Source organism: Martinezella lusitana (genome assembly GCF_014207095.1).
GTDB classification, from domain to species: Bacteria; Pseudomonadota; Alphaproteobacteria; order Rhizobiales; family Rhizobiaceae; genus Rhizobium; species Rhizobium lusitanum_B.
This window is the reverse complement of the sequence record NZ_JACHBG010000010.1, coordinates 148,228-166,191: the sequence shown is the minus strand read 5'-3', so window position 1 is coordinate 166,191 and position 17,964 is coordinate 148,228. Positions and strand designations below refer to the sequence as shown.

The following is a 17,964-nucleotide window of genomic DNA, read 5'->3' as shown; positions in this document are numbered from 1 at the left end:
CTGCCTGCCTGCCGCCGACAATGTTGATTCAGGGTACGTCTCGCATCCTCCTCCCGACTATGATAGAAAATTAAGACGGGTCGAATCGTTGATCCATGTTGGTCTATACCGGTCCCCCTTCCTCTCAATGGGCCCTAACATGGCAATATCAGACCTCTCATAATTCATTGAAATGACCGAAGAAATATCCCTTACGGAACGAAGAAAGCCCTTAGTTTCCGCCATCGGTACGACATTTTGGCGACGGAACGACCTGCAGAACCAGCGGCGGGCGATCGACAGACACTATGGTTTCGAAGATGAGCATTCCTCCGCCTCTGGCGGCTGTTTCCATGCTCTAAGTCGGTTAAAACCCATCCTCTGACGCAGCCCTCTGGACGAAGAAAGCGGATAGCGGACACGCCAAGGGCGCCAAACAACGAATGCATCCCCGGGTCACCGAGCGCCCAAGACAGTGTCTGAGGCGCAAGGAAAGCTCTATCTCAACGAGCTGATCTCGTCTGCGCAAATCCGGTTTCCTACCGTCCGGCAACCTCGCTCCCGGCATGGGACAATGTCGTGAAGGTCTTCAATCGCCAAGGCCATGACTGGACGGTGGAAAGGCTGTGTTGAACAGCGCGTCAGATGGTTGGCGAAAGGCTGGCCGAAGCTGAGTATAGCCCGCCAGGCCCCAGCAGGTCAGGTGATGCAGCTCGTAGCGGCGATAGCCATTGCCGATCCCGGCCTGTCGTTGCGCGACATTGCCGCCCAACTGGATCAGATGAGAGAGCAGTCCGCACACGGTCGGAAGACGCGACGCTTGGAATGTGTTTTCCGGTGCAGGAGCGCTGGCGGTCCACCGGCCATTCTAGGATTGATCTGAACATGCCTGAAGTGAGTGGGGAACTAATGGGCTGCTTCTGTATGGATGGCGATTGTGGCGAACACCTCCCATCGTCATATCCCTACCGCCAGCGTCCTGAACGCTGCGCTTCGAGCACTTTGGCGAGGCCAGCCGACTGCATGCCGCCTGTGGCTATCAACTGCTCTGCGATGTTGATATTCCTAACCGACCAGTTTGAGTTGGGACGGCGCGGTGTGACCCGCTGAATATAGGATTGCTCGTCGAGACCCTTCTTATGCCCATCGATCCAGCCCCAGCTGAGGCAGGCGATGACGCAGCCGTTCCAGTCTATGGACGACACTCCGGTTCCCTTTTTGTAGATCCGCACCTGGAGTTCGGCAGCTGTGGCGTGATTTGCCTCCAACCACCGGTCGATCTCCAAACGATCTGCAAAAGCCAGATATCCACTCATGGGGCATGCTCCTGATTGGTGTGACCGGAGATGTATCCGGCGAGTTTGACAAATGCCGAGCCGACCGTGTGACCATTGCCTCGCAGCAAAGCGGGAGCGGCACGCGTCCTGTCGGTCGCAAATTGCCGCTCCATCTTTTGTCACGGCATGATTTTTGCGTAAAACGCGGCTCGCGCTTTTCTGATTAGTGCTGTTGGGCCAAACGCCTCATGCCGGCCAGGCGGGAACATCGAGCACCCAGGTTACACCGAAACGGTCTTTGAGCTTGCCATAGAGCTTAGCCCAAGCCGACGCCTCGAGCGGCTGGATGATCGTCGCCTCCTGGCTTAGCCGCACCCAATAGGCGGAGATCTCGACTGCGTCTTGGCCACGTACGGAAACAAAGTAAGGGATCTCCCCGGCGTTCCAAGCCATGCCGAAGGGGACGTCATGAGCCATCACCGCAAAACCGTCTTCTGATACGACCTGACCCCAACCGACGAGATCCACCTCGTCTGGATTGGTCGTGCCGTAGGCCTGTGCGTGGCTGATTATGTCGATCTTACCTCCGAAGACGCCCTGATAGAATGAAAGCGCCTTGCGGGCGTTACCGCGAAAATTGATATGCGTGACTGTGTTGATTGCCATCTGTCCATCCTTGTGAGAGCCAATGGCAAAGGTATAGTAGATGCCAACTGACACTTTCCGGCAGTTGAAGAGTGGCCCGATCCGATCGCCTGTTCCGCCTTCTCCAGTTGATGCGACAGATGCCGCCACCCATAAGGGCTGCGCGGCTTGCCGAGGAGATGGAGGTGTCACTGCGCTCACTATATCGCGATATCGACAGCCTGCGCGCGGCCGGTGCGCGCATCGAGGGTGAGCGCGGCTACGGATATCGGCTGATCGAGGATTACGCGCTTCCGCCCCAGACCTTTACGCGCAGCGAGATCGAAGTCATCGCGCTTGGCCTTAGAGAGATCAGAGCAATCGGCGACCCTTCTATGACGGTAGCAGCAGAAGCAGTGCAAGCAAAGATCGCCGCGACGCTACCCGATGGGCGTGAGCAGCAATTGCTTCATGCCGTCTCGCATGTCTTCAAGCCTCATCGTCGAATGAACGTGCCGGCCATTGTCGATGTCGTACGTCGGGCTTGTTGGGATGAATACGCGCTCGACATCGTCTACGCGGATCGGAATGCCGAGAACAGTGAACGCACCATTTTACCCCTGGCCGTGGTCTATACAGACCACGCGCTCACCGCGTTGGCATGGTGTCAGGTTCGAGAGGATTTTCGCATGTTCAGGCTCGACAGGATTCAACGAGCCGAAAGGACGGGACACAGCTTTCGGCCCCGAAGAGTGCCATTGCTCAGGACCTATATCAGCCAGCTAAGCGCGCAAGCGCGATGACGGAATGTTTCGTGCCGCCCACCGCTCTTTGGTCATTTCAATTCCGGTTTGGCTGTCTGCAATAGGGAAACACGATGTGAACCGACGCGTGGAGGCGCGTCTCCTGTTGGCGCGCTCCGGCCAACCAAGGCGATTTTGGTGAACCTGGAAAGCAGGAAGCATCACCATTGCAGTGATGTTGGTTCCGCTCGATCAAACAGATCGGGATGAACGGCGGGCACAGGCAACACCGGGTCCATGGGCCGCTGTAAGCACCGGCCTTCCGGCTTGCATTCCGGGCTCACGAGCCTCCCCCTGGCACTCGATGCTTGCTGCAACCTCTCTAGCCCACAATGACGGCGGGTCCTGTTCGCCCATTTGATGGAGATGAGAGATCATCACGCCGAACAAAGTAACAGTTGTTACTCTTTCTATGCCGATCGAAACTCCGAGCGCCCCGCTCCTCCCTGGTCTGCAATACCTAAACAAGCAGCTGAGAGAGGTAACAACTGTTACTCTTTCCAGCTCTTGTTGGTGGACATGTCCTAGCCACCCCGCCGAGGCTGCCACCATCAAGCTACGTTCGGCGCGTCCAGGGATGGCGCTCGGGGTGTGAACAGTCAGAGGCAAATCGTAGCCGCACCGACTATCTTCGCCTTGAGATCGTGCTGTGGTTTGGTGTGACTGCAATCTTGACCGGTAACCCAAGCCGATCATCCAGAGCACGTTTTTTAGTTGCGAGGCCGCCCCGACCGGGCACAAGACGGCGACCTGGCTGGCTGCTTTGTGCAGTTGCGGATGAGTGGTGCGCTCAGGCCGCTGTCCCGTAGATCATCTTGACGCCGCCGGTTCGCAGACCCGCAATCGTCTCCAATATGCCGTCCCCAACACTCGAGATGGTCCAAAGCCAGAGGTGATTATAGCAGGCGGTATGTGATCCAAAGCGATCCGGTAGATTTCCCCGAAGCGCTCCTGAGCGAACACCCGGAAGATATAGTCCGCCTGAAGCGATCATTTATGCGCAGCACATCTTGCGGCAGATAGGGTAGGAACGGCTCGACAGCCCCCCATAGAAATCGCTCAAGTGATATCGGCTCCTCTCGACCTTGACTAAGGATTCGCAGTGACACGAAGGCCATCTTCCCTACGGACTTTGAACCAACTTATCCTGCAGGGACGGCAGCAGAACATAAGGATGAGCCTGGATATGGTCGTTGAAACTATCGACAATGTTGAACGTCCGGCACGGGACGCCGTATGCCATAGGCCAGATCCTGTGATCGCCGCGATACTGACGTCCTTGCCCAGCATCGAAACTCGCGATTTTGAGGGTGACTGGCTTCTGAGGCCAACCCACTTCATGCCGTGGAGGAGCGCAGTGTCGGATGAGCCTGAAGCAAGATCGAAATATTTGGACCTGATAAAGATCCTCGAAACGGAGGCAATTTATTGGCCCTATCTCAGCCATTGGGGAGACTGGATCATCCCGCCAGCGATCTCAATCAATAGTCACAGCCTGGCGCAAGAACAGGAAGGATGCAACTCGCCGTAACCACTTAGACATCATTTCACGCGACACGGCTCGACACGACCGGAGGCTGGACACCATGATGGCTGAAAATGGGTTGATAGCTGCAGCATTGGCGATCGTGCTTTGCATGCAGTCAGCGTCTTTTGCGGACGGCGGAAATGGAGAGCAGATCTTCTTGAGCCGCTGCGCCGTCAGCCACGGGACAGACATGAAGGGCATGAGTCCCTGGGCTGATAAGAGCAATCCACCGACACCCAATCTCACAACGCCCGAGTTCAAAAAGCGTCTACGGGATTATCCCGGTGTCATTGTATCATCCGTGATACACCGCCCCAACAGCGATCTTATTCGAGAGACTTTGCAAAAAAATGGTGTGAAGTTACCTCCTTTCACATGGACGGTTAAGGACTTTCGCGACCTCAATGAGTACCTGACAGATAAGATCGCCAAGACCAAATGATCAGGGTGTTGCGCAATTCCCGGTTACGCATCGCGGATTTCCGGGCAAAGGCTTCTGCAAAAGCTCATAAGAGCTAACCGGCAGAAGTTGAACGTTGTCTCCGGTGATCGGCGTCTCCGGACATGGTGCTCGCTTTCAGGCACCGAGTTGTCGAGAACCATATGTACGGTGATGAAAGCTCAGAGTGTCATTCCAACCTCAGCTGAAATTGCTGGCGTGCCGGGTGCTTCGATGGCACCACAATGACCGTGAAAGGAACAATGAAGCCCATTTTAGGCGGCAATCTCCGGGAGCTCCGAAGCACGCAGTTACGGCACCCCTTCTTGTCTCCACCCTTCTTTCATAAATTCCTCCGAACGGCTCCAGCAGATCCGCTGCATCTGCGCGTACCATGCTTGAGAGTCATTTGCGTTGAAACTTGCTGAAATCTACTTCAGATTGTATTTATTCATCGTGCAATCCGAAAATTCCGCCCACATACAGGCCCGTAGAGCGACATCTTGCGACCGGGATGACCAACGGCACCGCAGGGCTATAAAATCGCATCCTTGGCCATCTATGCCAGGAATTACAATCTAAACTACGCTACATACATAAACAACCATTATCGCGCGCAAGCCGCATCTTCCGATCGACCAACACCAAGCAGGCTCGCGGTTGCCGTCTCATGGGCCAATAAAGGAGCTGCTGCCTGCATTACCCGCCCGCCATCGTCGATGCTGCTAGGAGCGCGGCCGCCCTTCGAGGTCAGCGAACCAGTGAATACAGGAAGGCATCTCTCGGTTCGCTCGAGACATTTGGATGTTGAAGATATCGGCGAAGCATGAGCATCCAGCGACATGCCCGCATTCCGCATGACCCTTGCCGAGGCGACATTGTCGATATCGCATGCTGCCTCGGTCCGATATATCTGCGGATGAGAAAGCGCGTGTATGCTCCCTATCGGCTCACGGCGCGTATCCCGAGGACAGATCACCGCCGGAAAACTAGAGGTGCCGTCCCAATCGCTATGGAACTGTGCTGTGGCCTCCTTTGTTTCCGCCAAATCTACATGCGGACGCCAGGTGAGATATTTCGTCACGTCAGGATCCGTCGCCCACCCGGCAAAAATGGCTGCAGCGTTGGAAGGCTGAATTCGCGCTTACGACAAAGCGCTCCGTGGTGACCGCCTCCGGAGGTCGATATGTTGCGTTCATTCCTCACCCACTTCGTCGCGGAGGAGCGTCTTCGCTGCCATCCGCAATGTCTCGCTTTTCAACTCCGCCTGCCTTGCGTCGCAAGTCGCTTGGCAAAGGGATATGTCATCCACGCATTCCAAGACCGTTCTTTCAATGGTTAGCCAGCAAAGTTATCCACCAACGGCCCAACCAATCCTACTCAAGCCTGATCGAAAGCCCGGCGCTGCGTGAGCAGCCATTGAACGAAAGCGCTTACTTAGCCGAGCGCTTCGCGAGGTTGCATTCCACCGACCAATTCGCAACAAGCCTCTGTCAGATCCCCAAACTGATGAAGCAGGATATCGGGAGCGAACGCCGATACCGGCGTTTCGCTGTAACCGAAGCTGACCAGAATTAGCGGTACATCAGCCGAACGCGCACTTCGGGCATCAGGTTCGGCATCCCCGATCATGATGCTACGCGTGATATCACCACTCACGGCCGCTACTGCTTCAACCAGATGAGCCGCGTCGGGCTTGCTTGCTGAAACGGCATCGACACCCATGACGCAATCGAACAAGGCGATCATCTCGAGTTCGGCCAACAGGCGGCGCGCAAGATGAGTTGGCTTATTTGTGCACACCACTAGCTTAGTGCGGGCGGCTCTCAGCTCCTTCAGGGCTGCGACTGCGCCCGGAAAAGGTAGGCTCTCGTCAGCGATATGGGTTTCATAATAACGAGTGAAGCGCTCAAACAAGGTCGCTGTCCGAGCAACGGGGTTCTCTACGCCCGAAGCGACAAGGCCCGATTGAAGCAACCAGCGGGCGCCGCGACTAACGAAAGCCCGGTTTTTGGCGTAGTCCAACGGCGCGGAGTTTTCACCAATCAAAACGGCATTGACCGCTCCAATGACATCTAGCGCGGTGTCCACCAAAGTTCCGTCGAGGTCAAACGCTATGGTCGTTCCGTCAAGGACAGTAAGGTCAGCCACAACCAGGTTCTCCTTTCGAGGCGCCGCTCCATTCAGTTGATGCCTGAGAGGTCTGCAGAGCTGGTCTATCGCTATCGTAACAGCTGTTACTCTCAGCTTTCGTCATTTTCCATAAACCCCGTCAGCCAGACCGAAGAGAGTACGCTCGAGATTGAGCCTTCGGTCCGTGGCCCGATCGACCATAGCGCGGAAATATCCGCCAGGCTTCGAGATCAGCTCGGGATCACGGATGTATTTCTCAAGCACCGTCGCCAGAATTGCGCTTGCAGTATAGACGCCAACCCTGGCACGGCCGTCAGCCCAGCCAGCTTCCGAAAGTCCAACGACCCGCCTCAGAGCCTCACCAGATCTCGCCAGAGACGACCAGGAAGTGAACTCTATCCCGAGTAGGGCCTGCGCTTCGCGGCAAGCTGCCTGAATGAGGCCGATTGACACGGAACCGAGGACTTCTACCTGCACGGAATCACCGACATCTACTCGAACCGATGAAGCCGGTGTTTGCTCTTGGGCGTCGATTTCCCCGATATCCTTTTCAAAAGCCATCTTGGCAGCATTGCTGCCGTCATAATTTATGTCTCGCTCGTCAGAGCGAGTCCCTGATGGTCTACTATCAGATAAAGATTCTTGGGTTCTATTTATATAAGGCCCGTCACCAGTGTCACCCTCGCCTGACATATTAAGCTCTTCAGCCGATGAGTTGATCTCGTCGAGGACACATTGATGTAGCGTTCTGAACATCTCTGCCCGCTCTTCAATCGCGACATCTGCGCAGTTGATTGAGCTCACGTATAGACGTAGATCTGCCTGCTTTTCCGGGAAGGCTCGGCCGATGTCTTCGAGCGCTCGTGCCAGTCTCTTTACGTCTCTCCTGGCGGCAAGCTCTCGGTTCAGCTTGGCGTGATACTGTTCAACGACAAGCTTGAGCTCTGAGGCTCTTACGCGCGCCGGGGTAAAATCAATTCCATAGCCGGCGTTGATTTCGCCATTGTCGCCACGGTAGATGAAGCGACGCCCGGTGGAGCTGTCTCGATAGGCAGCTATTCCGGCCTCGACCAATCTGCGTATGCAGCGGATGACTGTCCGCTCGGAGCGCATTGTAAACTCGGCAAGCTTCGCATTGGATATGGCAACGATCGGGCGGCCTGTGCCTTTCCAATCATCGGCTCGTGAGAGGCCAAGCAGAATATCCAGGACATGATAGGTCGTTCCGTCGATACCGAGGACGGGAGCAGCCTTCTTCAAGAGAAGCGCAATTTCAGCTTTTGCTATATCAGGGACATCATTGGCCATCGCGAGGCGCGCGCTGGCGACGATCCCTGGCGTCACGCGTCTGAAAGACGCGACAGGTGCCGTTTCGGTCATAGCTTTCCTGCTGCAGCCGAAAACGACCGCAGTCCCACATATATTTTGTGAGGAAGCCAGCAGAAGACTAGGCACAAAAAAGCATCCCTGCACTGACAGAGGCTTGATTATGTGCCGTGACCGTCCTAGAATCAGATTGCTAAACGCTGATGCTTACGGTTCGTTTTCGTTCCGTTGGCTAATGGACCAAGGGTCTGCCGATTGCCGTCGGCGGGCCCTTCTTCATTTCTCCGGCTATTCCATCTTGGAATCCTCTCCCCGCTTAGCCTGAAATTCTTCCACCAAATCCGGCAATCGCTCCAAGAGCCATGTCGAGAGGCCGGGAATGCGGTTGTTCGGGATCGATATGTTCGTCTTCGTGTCCGTTTGGGTCGCGGTAATCACCATGCCGGCGATACGCAGCTCGGTGATTACGGCTGTCTGCTTTTCGCGCTCACCCAATGCCGCGAAGATAAGGGCGAACCGCTGGTCGCTATCACTCTCCGCCCAGTCCGGAGCCTGAACGACGCGCTCAACCGCTTTCGCCTGAGCGCCGGACAGCACCCTGTTCTCGATCAGAGAACCGAGCTTTTCCCATTTCGGCCGTCCTGTCGAAGGGGCAGCACCGATAAGACGAACCAGATCCTCCGGTATCAGGGAGGCGATGTTGGTAAGGATCGAGATATAGGCGAGCCTCTTGCCCTCGTTACGGCCAAGGGCCTCTGAAATCGTCTCTCTGGAGAAGCCCTTCTCCTTCAAGGCGAGCGCAAAGATCGCCTGTTCGATGAATGAGAGGTTGAGGCGCTCCGAGTTTTCGATGCCCTGGGAGACGACCAGTTCCTCGTCTGAGAGCTCGCGGACGATGGCTTTTACCGGACGTTTGAGGATCTGGCAGGCTCGCAGTCTTCTATGGCCATAGGCAGCCTGATAGTGACCAGGCTTGCCCGGCAGCGGCCTTACCAGAATGGGAAGTTTCTGGCCTGCCTCGCGAATTCCTTCGACAAAGGCCTGAAAATTGCGGTCGCCTTCGATATCGAGCCGATCATTGACAAAGGACGGGACCACACGGCTCGGATCGAGCTCGATGATGGTTTCAGACGAGAGGAGCTGATCGTGAAGCCGCTTATTCTCTTCTTCGATCGAGACGAATGCACGGTCCATCGACTTGACGGCCCCTGCACCCACCCGCCGCTTGTCGGCGTCAGGCTGCGGAGGAGGGGACTGCCTACCCAGAACTTCCGGATCCACGTTCCCGAAGAGGCTCTTGATACGCTGGTTTCGTTCGCGCGGATTCGCCATTATCTCCCCCACACCTGCTTGATGTGATTTAAGATCTCGTGATTGACCGCATCAACGGAATCAAGGGCGCGATTGAGTGTGTCACGCCCGACGCTGCCGCGTGACATCTCGTAGAGACTTTTCTTTTCGAGACCGGCGCTTGCGATAGCGGTGGTTTCAACGACGGCGGGCGCAAGGACATCATCCTTAAACAGTGATCGCAGCAGCGTGACGATGTTGACCTGGGGGCCGTCATTGGGATTGTGGCGCGTAATCACGTAGCGAATGAAATCGTGGCTGAGAACCCCGCCACGCTCCTCGATGACCCGCATCAGGTCGCTCATCATGGCCAGAAACTGGTTCATGCTTGCGACGTCAATCATCGCCGGATGGATCGTAATCATCAGTGCCGTGGCGGCGCAAAGCGCGCCGAGCGTCAGATAGCCAAGCTGCGGAGGCGCGTCGATCAGGACGACATCATAATCTGCCCCGACCTCGCCGATCACAGTCGCAAGCCGTCTGAAGAAAATCTCGTTGCCGCGGCCATATCCCTCGGCAATCGCCTGCGGCGTCTCGTGCTCATATTCCATGAGTTCGAGATTCGCTGGGACGAGATCTATTCCATCGAAATAGGTCTGGCGAATGACCTCGCGAATGGGGCGGCGTGCGTCATCATAACGAATGGCGGCGTAGATTGTCTCGTTCTCGTCGACGTCGAATTCCGGCTGATAGCCGAACATGGCCGAGAGCGAGGCTTGCGGATCGAGATCGATGGCAAGCACCCGCAATCCGTGGATCGCGAGATAGTGCGCCAGATGCACCGTCGTGGTCGTCTTGGCCGAGCCGCCTTTGAAATTGGCAACGGCAATAACCTGCAGCTTGTCGCCAGGGCGTCGGCGAGGCAGGAACTCCAAAGCCTCTGCTGGTCGCTTGTGCGCGAGATGCTCCCGCAACTGATTGATCTGCGAAAGTGTATAGATGCGCCGGCCATTATCCTGCCGATCGGGAATGGCACTTTCGCCATCGAGCGACATCTGCCTCAACGTGGACTCGGCGATGCCGAGCAGCGTCGCGACCTCGCGAGAGGTGTAGGTTTTCAGCGTTTTGGCGGATTCAGGCTCGTAGAGACGCTCGCGAATCGACTGCAGCTGCGCAGACAGCAATTGCGACTGCCTGCTGATCTTGTCGGCGGAGGATTCCACCATGTCGGTCGATTGTAGCTTCGCGTTCATTTTTCCTCACGACGGTTTTTTTTCGATCGTCGCCAAATTTCCGTCGCCTCACAGTTAACTGATTCCGGGCTTGGGTCAAATCATAGGTGATAAACAAAGGCTTAAGGGGAGGCGATTGCGCGACGCAGGAGCACATTTCAAGACATATACCCGTTATATTTCAATGCGTTATAGAAATCATTAGCCGGAATCGACTATTGCGCCGCCTCCTGTGAATCAAACGGCCATTGGCCGCGACCTGAGGCTGTTGGAGGGGCTTTGAGTTGCGACTCACTCGTGAAAGCCCGACTCACGCGTTGCAGCCTGCCTCGATTTCGCAGCCCGGATTGTCGTTGAAGCGTCCCTGGCATTGCCTCGTCAACTCCTGGCCGTCGCCCGGCGTAGAGGGCCATCTTCCGTCCTATTGCCCATCATTAACGCCGCAATAATGCATTGGCATGTCACGACCCCGACCTTGATCGGCGTGACCAGGGATTGGAACTGGGCAGTGCGCCTTGGGCCGTGGGCAAGCCATGAGGGGGCGGTGAAATGCTTATGAAAAATTATTCGAATGAAACGCGAAAATCAGGATTCGTTTAGCCTGCGTCCTCTCAAAGAGATTGCTACATGCTTCAACTATAGCCGAGCCGTATCGGGCAAGATCAAACCTGTTGCGGTTGCCGGCAAAATGACATTTCAGGAGTTCATCTATGTCGATCACTGCAGTTCGTTCGCGACTTTTGGGAACAGCATTCACTCTGGCGCTTATGCTCGGTGCGCCCGTCGCCCATGCCGAAACGCCGTCGAATGTCCTCGTCGTTGCCCAGTCGATCGATGACGCCGTCAGCTTCGATCCTGCCGAAGGTTTTGAGCTGACGACGGTACAGTCTTTCAACAATGTCTACCAGCGGCTGGTCCAGTCCAACCGCCAGGACGGCACCAAGATCGAGCCGGCGCTTGCCGCATCGTGGGTCGCCGGCAATGATGGCCGCAGCCTGACCCTTGAACTTGCCGATTCCAAATTCTCCTCGGGCAATCCGGTCCGTCCGGAGGACGTGATCTTTTCGCTGACGCGTGCCGTCAAGCTTAACAAGTCGCCTGCCTTCATTCTCAACGAATTGGGTTGGAAGGCCGACAATGTTGATGCCGCCATCACCAAGGTGGACGAGAAGCATGTGAAGCTGACCTGGCCCGCTGAGGTCGGTTCCGGGTTTGCATTGTCGCTTCTGACCGCGCCGATTGCCTCGATCGTCGACGAGAAGAGTGCTGCGCCGCAGGCGAAGGATGGTGATTTCGGTAATGCATGGTTGAAGACCAATTCGGCCGGCAGCGGCGCTTACACGATTGCCACTTACACGCCGCACGAGGCACTGGTGTTGCAGGCGAACGCCAATTCCAGCGACAAGCCGAAGCTCGACAGCGTCATCATCCGCAATGTTCCCGATGTCGGTGCGCGCCGTCTTCTCGTCGAGCAGGGCGATGCCGATATCGCCCGCGGTCTTTCGGCCGATCAGATCGAAGCCCTGAAGACGAAGGCCGGCGTCAAGGTCCTGTCGGTGCCGTCGGCTCGCACCGATTATATCCTCCTCAACACCAAGGCCAATCCGACGCTCGGTAATCCCGCCTTCTGGGAGGCTGCCCGCTACCTCGTCGATTATGATGGCATCGCCAAGAATCTGCTTCGCGGCCAGAGCTCGGTCCATCAGGCTTTCCTGCCGGTCGGCTTTCCCGGTGCATTGACCGACACGCCTTTCAAGCTCGATGTCGAAAAGGCCAAGAAGGTCCTGGCCGATGCCGGTATCAAGACGCCCTTCAAAGTCGAATTCATCGTCTTCAATGATCAGCCGTTCCTGTCGATCGCGCAGTCGCTGCAGGCGACCTTCGCGCAGGCCGGGATCACGCTCGACATCCAGCCGGGTGTAGCAAGCGACATCTACGCACGCGGCCGCTCGGGCAAATTCGAGATGACGCTGCGCTACTGGATCCCGGATTATTTCGATCCGCATTCCAACGCCAGCGCCTTTGCCATCAACAGGGACAATTCGACCAATACGGCTGCGAAATATGCCGGCTGGGTTATCCCTGAACTGACCGACGAGACACTTTCCGCGGTCAAGGAGCAGGATGCCGCCAAGCGCGTTGCGCTCTATCAGGATATTCAGAAAAAGATCCAGGCGAGCTCTCCCTTCATCTTTACGCTTCAAGGCAACGATCAGGTCGTGCTAAGCGACAAGGTGAAAAACTATGTCCAAGGTCTTAACGCAGACCAGGTCTATTATGACAAGGTGGAGAAGTAAGTGCCGCAAGCGGCAAGCCAATCCGATGCCGACATGACCAACTCCCGCCAGATGAAAGCCTGGCGGGAGTTGTCTTTCGTGCGCTCTTTTCTCTCGTGGGTCTGGTCTTTTGCGCTGACCCTTTTCGGGCTCGCGCTGGTAACCTTTGCTTTGACGCGTCTGTCGCCGATCGATCCCGCATTGCAGATGGTTGGCGATCATGCCAGTCAATCGACATACGAGCAGGCGCGCGCCGAACTCGGCCTCGATCAACCCCTGCCGATGCAATTCCTTCGCTACGTCGAGACGGCCGCGTCGGGGAATCTAGGCCGATCGACCTCAACGGGACAGCCGGTTGCCAAGGATATTGCGCGCACCTTTCCGGCAACGATAGAGCTTGCGACCACGGCGATCATCCTCGGCTCGGTTATTGGCCTCGCATTCGGGATCACGGCTGCGATGCGGCAGGGGACATGGCTTGACGGGATTGCGCGGATCGTCTCGCTCTTCGGCTATTCGGTGCCGATCTTCTGGCTTGGTCTGCTGATGCTGCTGTTCTTTTATGCGCGGCTGCATTGGGCACCAGGTCCGGGGCGTGCCGATGTCGTCTTTCAATATACGGTTAAACCCGTCACCGGTTTTGCCCTGATCGATGCATGGCTATCGGGCAAACAGGGCGCCTTTCGCGATGCGCTGGCGCATCTCATCCTGCCGGCAACGGTACTCGCCTTTCATGCGCTTGCTGCCATTTCGCGGCTGACGCGGGCTGCGATCCTGACCGAGCTTGGACAGGAATATGTCACGACTGCGCGTGCCAAGGGCGCGAGCCTTTCCCGCATCGTCTTCACACATATCCTGCCGAACATATCCGGGACGCTTCTGATCGTGATCGCCCTTTCCTATGCCAGCCTGCTTGAAGGGGCTGTGCTGACCGAAACCGTATTCGCCTGGCCCGGCATCGGCCGCTATCTGACGACGGCGATGTTTTCCGGCGACATGCCGGCGATCCTTGGCGCAACGTTGGTCGTCGGCACGTCCTTCGTCCTTCTGAACGCGCTGACGGATCTCGGCGTCGCACGGCTAGAAGTGGGGAAGAAGCGTTGAGCGCCATTGTCCAGCATCCCTTCGAGGAGCCGTCTTTCCTGCGACGTGTCCTGCGATCACCATCGGCCGCGGCCGGCGGCATCGTCGTCCTCCTCATTCTTGCTGCCGCATTGCTGGCGCCCTGGATCGCGCCTTATGATCCCAATCTGCAGGAGACGGCCAATCGCCTGATGCCGCCAAGTGCGGCGCATTGGTTCGGCACGGATGGGTTCGGGCGCGATCTGTTATCCCGTATGATCTACGGCGCGCGGCCGACCCTGCTGCTGCTCTTGTTCGTCGTTCTCCTGATGGCTCCGCTCGGCATCCTCGTCGGCATACTGGCAGGCTATTTCGGCGGCATCACCGAGCGCATCCTCATGCGCATCACCGATGTCGTCATGTCCTTCCCGCGCCTGTTGCTCGCCTTTGCCTTCGTCGCGATCATGGGACCGGGTTTGGTCAATGGTGCCTTGGCACTGTCGCTGACGAGTTGGCCCGCCTATGCCCGCCAGGCGCGGGTCGAGACGGCAGCGCTTCGCCGCAGCGACTATCTGGCCGCCGCCGAAATGGTTGGCATCAAAGGTATCCGGCTGCTTTACGGTCATGTGCTGCCGCTGGTGTTACCATCGGCGATCATCCGGTTGGCCCTTGATCTATCAGGCATCATTCTGGCCGCGGCCGGGCTCGGCTTTCTCGGGCTCGGCGTGCGCCCACCGACGGCGGAGTGGGGCGCCATGGTCTCGGAGGGCACGCAGGTCATCTTCGATCAATGGTGGGTGGCGGCAGTGCCCGGCTTTGCCATTCTCATCACCTCCTTGGCCTTTAATCTCTTGGCTGACGGTCTGCGTGACATACTGGATCCGCGTCATGGCTGAAGCGCTGCTAACCGTTGAGGACCTGTCGGTTTCCTTTCCTTCCGGGGCCGGTCCGGTGCGTGTCGTCGACGGCATCGATTTTACGGTCGGCCGAGAAATCGTCGCGCTCGTCGGCGAGTCCGGGTCCGGAAAGTCGATGACGGGGAGAGCCATCATGGGGCTGCTGCCGCGCACGGCGACAGTCCAGGCAAAGCGTCTGTCATTCGACGAACGGAACCTCCTTTCTCTTGCGCCCTCCGGCTGGAACGCCCTTCGGGGAAAGGATATCGGGCTCGTCCTTCAGGATCCGAAATATTCGCTCAATCCAGCGCATAAGGTCGGTCGCCAGGTTGAAGAGACATTGTTGTTGCATACACGCCTTTCGGCTGCGGAGCGACGCGAGCGGGCACTCGATATGCTCGACATGGTCGGTCTTCCTGATCCCGCGCGCGTCTATTCGAGCTATCCTGCGGCACTCTCGGGTGGCATGGGGCAGCGCGTGATGATCGCGGCAATGCTGATCAATCGCCCGAAACTGCTGATCGCCGACGAGCCGACCTCAGCGCTCGACCGAGAACTTCAAAACCAGATATTGGCGCTGCTGCGCTCGCTGACCGAACAATTCGGGATGGGGTTATTGCTGATCAGCCATGATCTGCAGCAGGTATCGCGCTTTGCAGATCGGGTGATTGTGCTGAGAAGCGGCCGCATCGACGAGGAACTGGCCGCAGCGGATCTGGCCAATGCGCAATCCGACTATACACGCGCGCTCTGGGCCGCACGGCCGTCGGCTGAAACCTACGGCACCCGCCTGCCGGTCTATGGGGTAGGCACGTGAACGCCCTTTCCGTTTCCGATCTCTCTATTAGCTTTTCCGGCGCACGCCAGTCGTTTACTGCGGTCCGCAGTGTCAGCTTCGACATTGCGAGCGGCGAGACCTTTGGCCTCATCGGTCAGTCCGGTTGCGGCAAGACGACGGTGCTGCGCGCCATCGCCGGCCTAAACACCAGCTGGCAAGGCGCTATTTCCGTTTTTGGCGCGCCGCTTCAGGCTGGCAAAAAGATCGCTGGCAGTCTGCGTGATAATATCCAGATGGTGTTTCAGGATCCGTACTCTTCGCTGCATCCGCGGCACAGCATCATGCGCATTCTCGGCGAGCCATTATCGCTGAGGGGGACAAAGGATATCGATGCTCAGGTGCAGACGGCGCTTGATCAGGTCGGTCTCCCGGCAGCGGCAGGCCGCCGCTATCCGCACCAGCTTTCCGGCGGTCAACGGCAGCGGGTGGCCATCGCGCGCGCATTGCTGTTGCGGCCGAAGCTCTTGCTTCTTGATGAGCCGACCTCTGCGCTGGATGTTTCCGTCCAGGCCGGCATCCTCAATCTGCTCAATGATCTGAAGGAGCTGCACGCCATGACATTCGTCCTTGTCAGCCACGATCCCGGCGTCGTGGCTCATATGTGCGACCGTGCCGCGATCATGGAGAAGGGGTCGATCAAGCAGATCCTCGATCGCGACGGCCTTTCCAGCATGCGCTAGGGTAGGATAGAGCGAGTTCGTTCGATATCGATCCGCTCACGCGCCGGGCGATGCTTGCCTGAGGGCAAGCCTAAACCAGCTCGTGAAACCGCAGGAGCGGAGTGAACGCAAGACGAGTGAAGGCCGGCTATCAGCCTATCATATTACCATGACAGGCCACAAACCTGACGATATCGATCTTGCTGTTTGCCCATTGCGGTATTAGGGCAATCCCCGACATTTGGAATTCTTGAAAGCGTTTATTCATGGAAGGTGGACGCCAATCCATGCCGCCGCTGAATGCACTCGTCGTCTTCGACAGTGCGGCCCGGCTTGGTAGCTTCTCTCGTGCAGGACTGGAACTGGGCCTTACTCAAAGCGCCATCAGCCGCCAGATCGGCAAGCTCGAAGCCTTCATCGGTTCGAAGCTGTTCAACCGACTGCCGCTTGGCGTTCAACTGACCGCGATCGGCGAGACCTATGCATCGGAAGTCAGCCGTCTTCTTGGCGATCTGAGCGCCGTTACCGACGGGCTGCGGGCATGGACAGGCCCCCGGCAGATCACCATTGCCTGCTCGCGTGGCATTGCCGACCAGTGGTTCCTGTCACGCGTCGCCATTCTGAAGGCCGAAATTCCCGGCATCGAAATTCGCCTGCGCGTGACCGACGATGTCGCCCATTTGCGACTGGACGAATTCGACCTTGCAATCTTCTATCGCAAGGAACGACCAATCGGCGTCAATCTCACCGTTCTCGGCCAGGAGGAGATCGTGCCGGTCTCGGCGCCGGGTTCGCTCCACATCATGGAGCAGACCGCGCCCGTTCTGCTCGCCATCGAGGATACGATGCGCGAATGGCAGGGATGGCCGGAATGGTGGCAGGACGCAAAGCTTGCACCGCCGGCCGGTGCGCTGGAATGGCGGCTCGGTGACTATGGCCTGTGCGTGGCCGCAGCCACGCAGGGCATCGGCATCACGCTCGGCTGGACCTGGCTTATAGGGGAGCAACTGGCCTCAGGAACTCTGGTTCCCGTTCACAGTCACATTATGCGGTCGGGTGCCTATTTCTATCTGATGCGTCCGGCTGACCGGCATCAACGAAAGATCGTGCGCGAAGTATCCGATTGGCTGATAGCCAGTAACACGCCCATGTGATCACATGAAAATGATCGGGCCCAGCGAATGGGCCCAATACGTCTCGTCATCTCACTATTGCGCTGCGCGCCTGCGTGAAATCATGCGGAAGCGCGCATATCCGACCACGGTAATAATCAGCCATGCGACCTGCGAGATCAGCGATCCCAGGTTGAAATTCCACATCAGCGAATAGATGAGCGCAACGCCGCCTGCGACGTTGAGCACGGTGACCAAAAAGTCGTCAACCGTCAAAATGCGTAATTGAAGCAACGCATAAGCCGTCAAATAGAAGGCGGCTCCCAAAAGGCCGACAATGTCGGGCATACTCATTTCGAACTCCAGGATTATCCAAATCCAAAAAGGCAGGTTGTGCTTTTCTTGCGAAATGCGCCTCCTGCCATCACGTTTGCGACGCTCCTTTAATCCTGTTCCAGCAAATGCCAAGCCATGCATTTTGCATGGGGCT

General features: G+C 57.3%; 16 protein-coding genes and 1 pseudogene. 10 read left to right on the top strand and 7 right to left on the bottom strand.

Going from position 1 to position 17,964, the window contains the following annotated elements; all coding sequences use genetic code 11:
- Window positions 1-394: 394 nt before the first annotated feature.
- Window positions 395-790, top strand: a pseudogene (locus GGD46_RS33845) (recombinase family protein); the annotation flags it as partial.
- A gap of 154 nt (window positions 791-944) precedes the next feature.
- Here the strand turns inward: GGD46_RS33845 and GGD46_RS20715 are convergent.
- Both GGD46_RS20715 and GGD46_RS20710 read right to left on the bottom strand, forming a co-directional pair.
- On the bottom strand, window positions 945-1,295 hold the full coding sequence (locus GGD46_RS20715) for a YdeI/OmpD-associated family protein (protein WP_184707335.1): 351 nt from the start codon (window positions 1,293-1,295) through the stop codon (window positions 945-947).
- Between the two features lie 207 nt (window positions 1,296-1,502).
- Window positions 1,503-1,922, bottom strand: coding sequence for a VOC family protein (locus GGD46_RS20710; RefSeq protein ID WP_184707333.1), 420 nt, complete (start codon window positions 1,920-1,922; stop codon window positions 1,503-1,505).
- 71 nt (window positions 1,923-1,993) lie between these two features.
- Between GGD46_RS20710 and GGD46_RS20705 the strand changes: the two genes are divergently transcribed.
- From GGD46_RS20705 to GGD46_RS20695, 3 genes are all read left to right on the top strand, one after another.
- The gene (locus tag GGD46_RS20705; protein ID WP_184707331.1) at window positions 1,994-2,683 is read left to right on the top strand and encodes a YafY family protein; all 690 of its coding nucleotides are present in this window, start codon (window positions 1,994-1,996) and stop codon (window positions 2,681-2,683) included.
- 1,174 nt (window positions 2,684-3,857) lie between these two features.
- Complete coding sequence (locus GGD46_RS20700; protein WP_184707329.1) at window positions 3,858-4,214, top strand: hypothetical protein; 357 nt, start codon at window positions 3,858-3,860, stop codon at window positions 4,212-4,214.
- 55 nt (window positions 4,215-4,269) lie between these two features.
- Window positions 4,270-4,653: a cytochrome c gene (locus GGD46_RS20695; protein ID WP_184707327.1), complete on the top strand. Its 384-nt coding sequence runs from the start codon at window positions 4,270-4,272 to the stop codon at window positions 4,651-4,653.
- 1,434 nt (window positions 4,654-6,087) lie between these two features.
- On the opposite strand, the gene GGD46_RS20690 is transcribed toward GGD46_RS20695, so the two are convergent.
- From GGD46_RS20690 to repA, 4 genes are all read right to left on the bottom strand, one after another.
- On the bottom strand, window positions 6,088-6,801 hold the full coding sequence (locus tag GGD46_RS20690; RefSeq protein ID WP_184707325.1) for an HAD hydrolase-like protein: 714 nt from the start codon (window positions 6,799-6,801) through the stop codon (window positions 6,088-6,090).
- 102 nt (window positions 6,802-6,903) lie between these two features.
- Window positions 6,904-8,163 (bottom strand): plasmid replication protein RepC, encoded by a 1,260-nt coding sequence (gene repC / locus GGD46_RS20685; RefSeq protein WP_184707323.1) that lies wholly within the window; start codon window positions 8,161-8,163, stop codon window positions 6,904-6,906.
- Window positions 8,164-8,397: 234 nt separating this feature from the next.
- On the bottom strand, window positions 8,398-9,441 hold the full coding sequence (repB, locus tag GGD46_RS20680) for a plasmid partitioning protein RepB (protein ID WP_184707321.1): 1,044 nt from the start codon (window positions 9,439-9,441) through the stop codon (window positions 8,398-8,400).
- On the bottom strand, window positions 9,441-10,652 hold the full coding sequence (gene repA / locus GGD46_RS20675) for a plasmid partitioning protein RepA (RefSeq protein WP_184707319.1): 1,212 nt from the start codon (window positions 10,650-10,652) through the stop codon (window positions 9,441-9,443). Before repA ends, repB begins: the two co-directional genes overlap by 1 nt.
- A gap of 689 nt (window positions 10,653-11,341) precedes the next feature.
- Here repA and GGD46_RS20670 point away from each other — a divergent pair.
- The 6 genes from GGD46_RS20670 to GGD46_RS20645 all read left to right on the top strand — a co-directional run bounded on the left by GGD46_RS20670 (window position 11,342) and on the right by GGD46_RS20645 (window position 17,516).
- A complete protein-coding gene (locus GGD46_RS20670) occupies window positions 11,342-12,928 on the top strand; it encodes an ABC transporter substrate-binding protein (protein ID WP_184707317.1) in 1,587 nt (528 codons plus the stop codon).
- Between the two features lie 33 nt (window positions 12,929-12,961).
- On the top strand, window positions 12,962-14,011 hold the full coding sequence (locus GGD46_RS20665; RefSeq protein WP_184707425.1) for an ABC transporter permease: 1,050 nt from the start codon (window positions 12,962-12,964) through the stop codon (window positions 14,009-14,011).
- A complete protein-coding gene (locus GGD46_RS20660; protein WP_184707315.1) occupies window positions 14,008-14,865 on the top strand; it encodes an ABC transporter permease in 858 nt (285 codons plus the stop codon). The genes GGD46_RS20665 and GGD46_RS20660 overlap by 4 nt, the downstream gene beginning before the upstream one ends.
- Window positions 14,858-15,682: an ABC transporter ATP-binding protein gene (locus GGD46_RS20655; RefSeq protein ID WP_184707313.1), complete on the top strand. Its 825-nt coding sequence runs from the start codon at window positions 14,858-14,860 to the stop codon at window positions 15,680-15,682. Before GGD46_RS20660 ends, GGD46_RS20655 begins: the two co-directional genes overlap by 8 nt.
- A complete protein-coding gene (locus tag GGD46_RS20650) occupies window positions 15,679-16,383 on the top strand; it encodes an ABC transporter ATP-binding protein (RefSeq protein ID WP_184707310.1) in 705 nt (234 codons plus the stop codon). The genes GGD46_RS20655 and GGD46_RS20650 overlap by 4 nt, the downstream gene beginning before the upstream one ends.
- 245 nt (window positions 16,384-16,628) lie before the next feature.
- Window positions 16,629-17,516, top strand: a complete 888-nt coding sequence (locus GGD46_RS20645; protein ID WP_184707308.1) for a LysR family transcriptional regulator — start codon at window positions 16,629-16,631, stop codon at window positions 17,514-17,516.
- A gap of 54 nt (window positions 17,517-17,570) precedes the next feature.
- Here GGD46_RS20645 and GGD46_RS20640 read toward each other — a convergent pair whose 3' ends face one another.
- Window positions 17,571-17,942, bottom strand: a complete 372-nt coding sequence (locus GGD46_RS20640; protein ID WP_246806408.1) for a CBU_0592 family membrane protein — start codon at window positions 17,940-17,942, stop codon at window positions 17,571-17,573.
- Window positions 17,943-17,964: the final 22 nt, after the last annotated feature.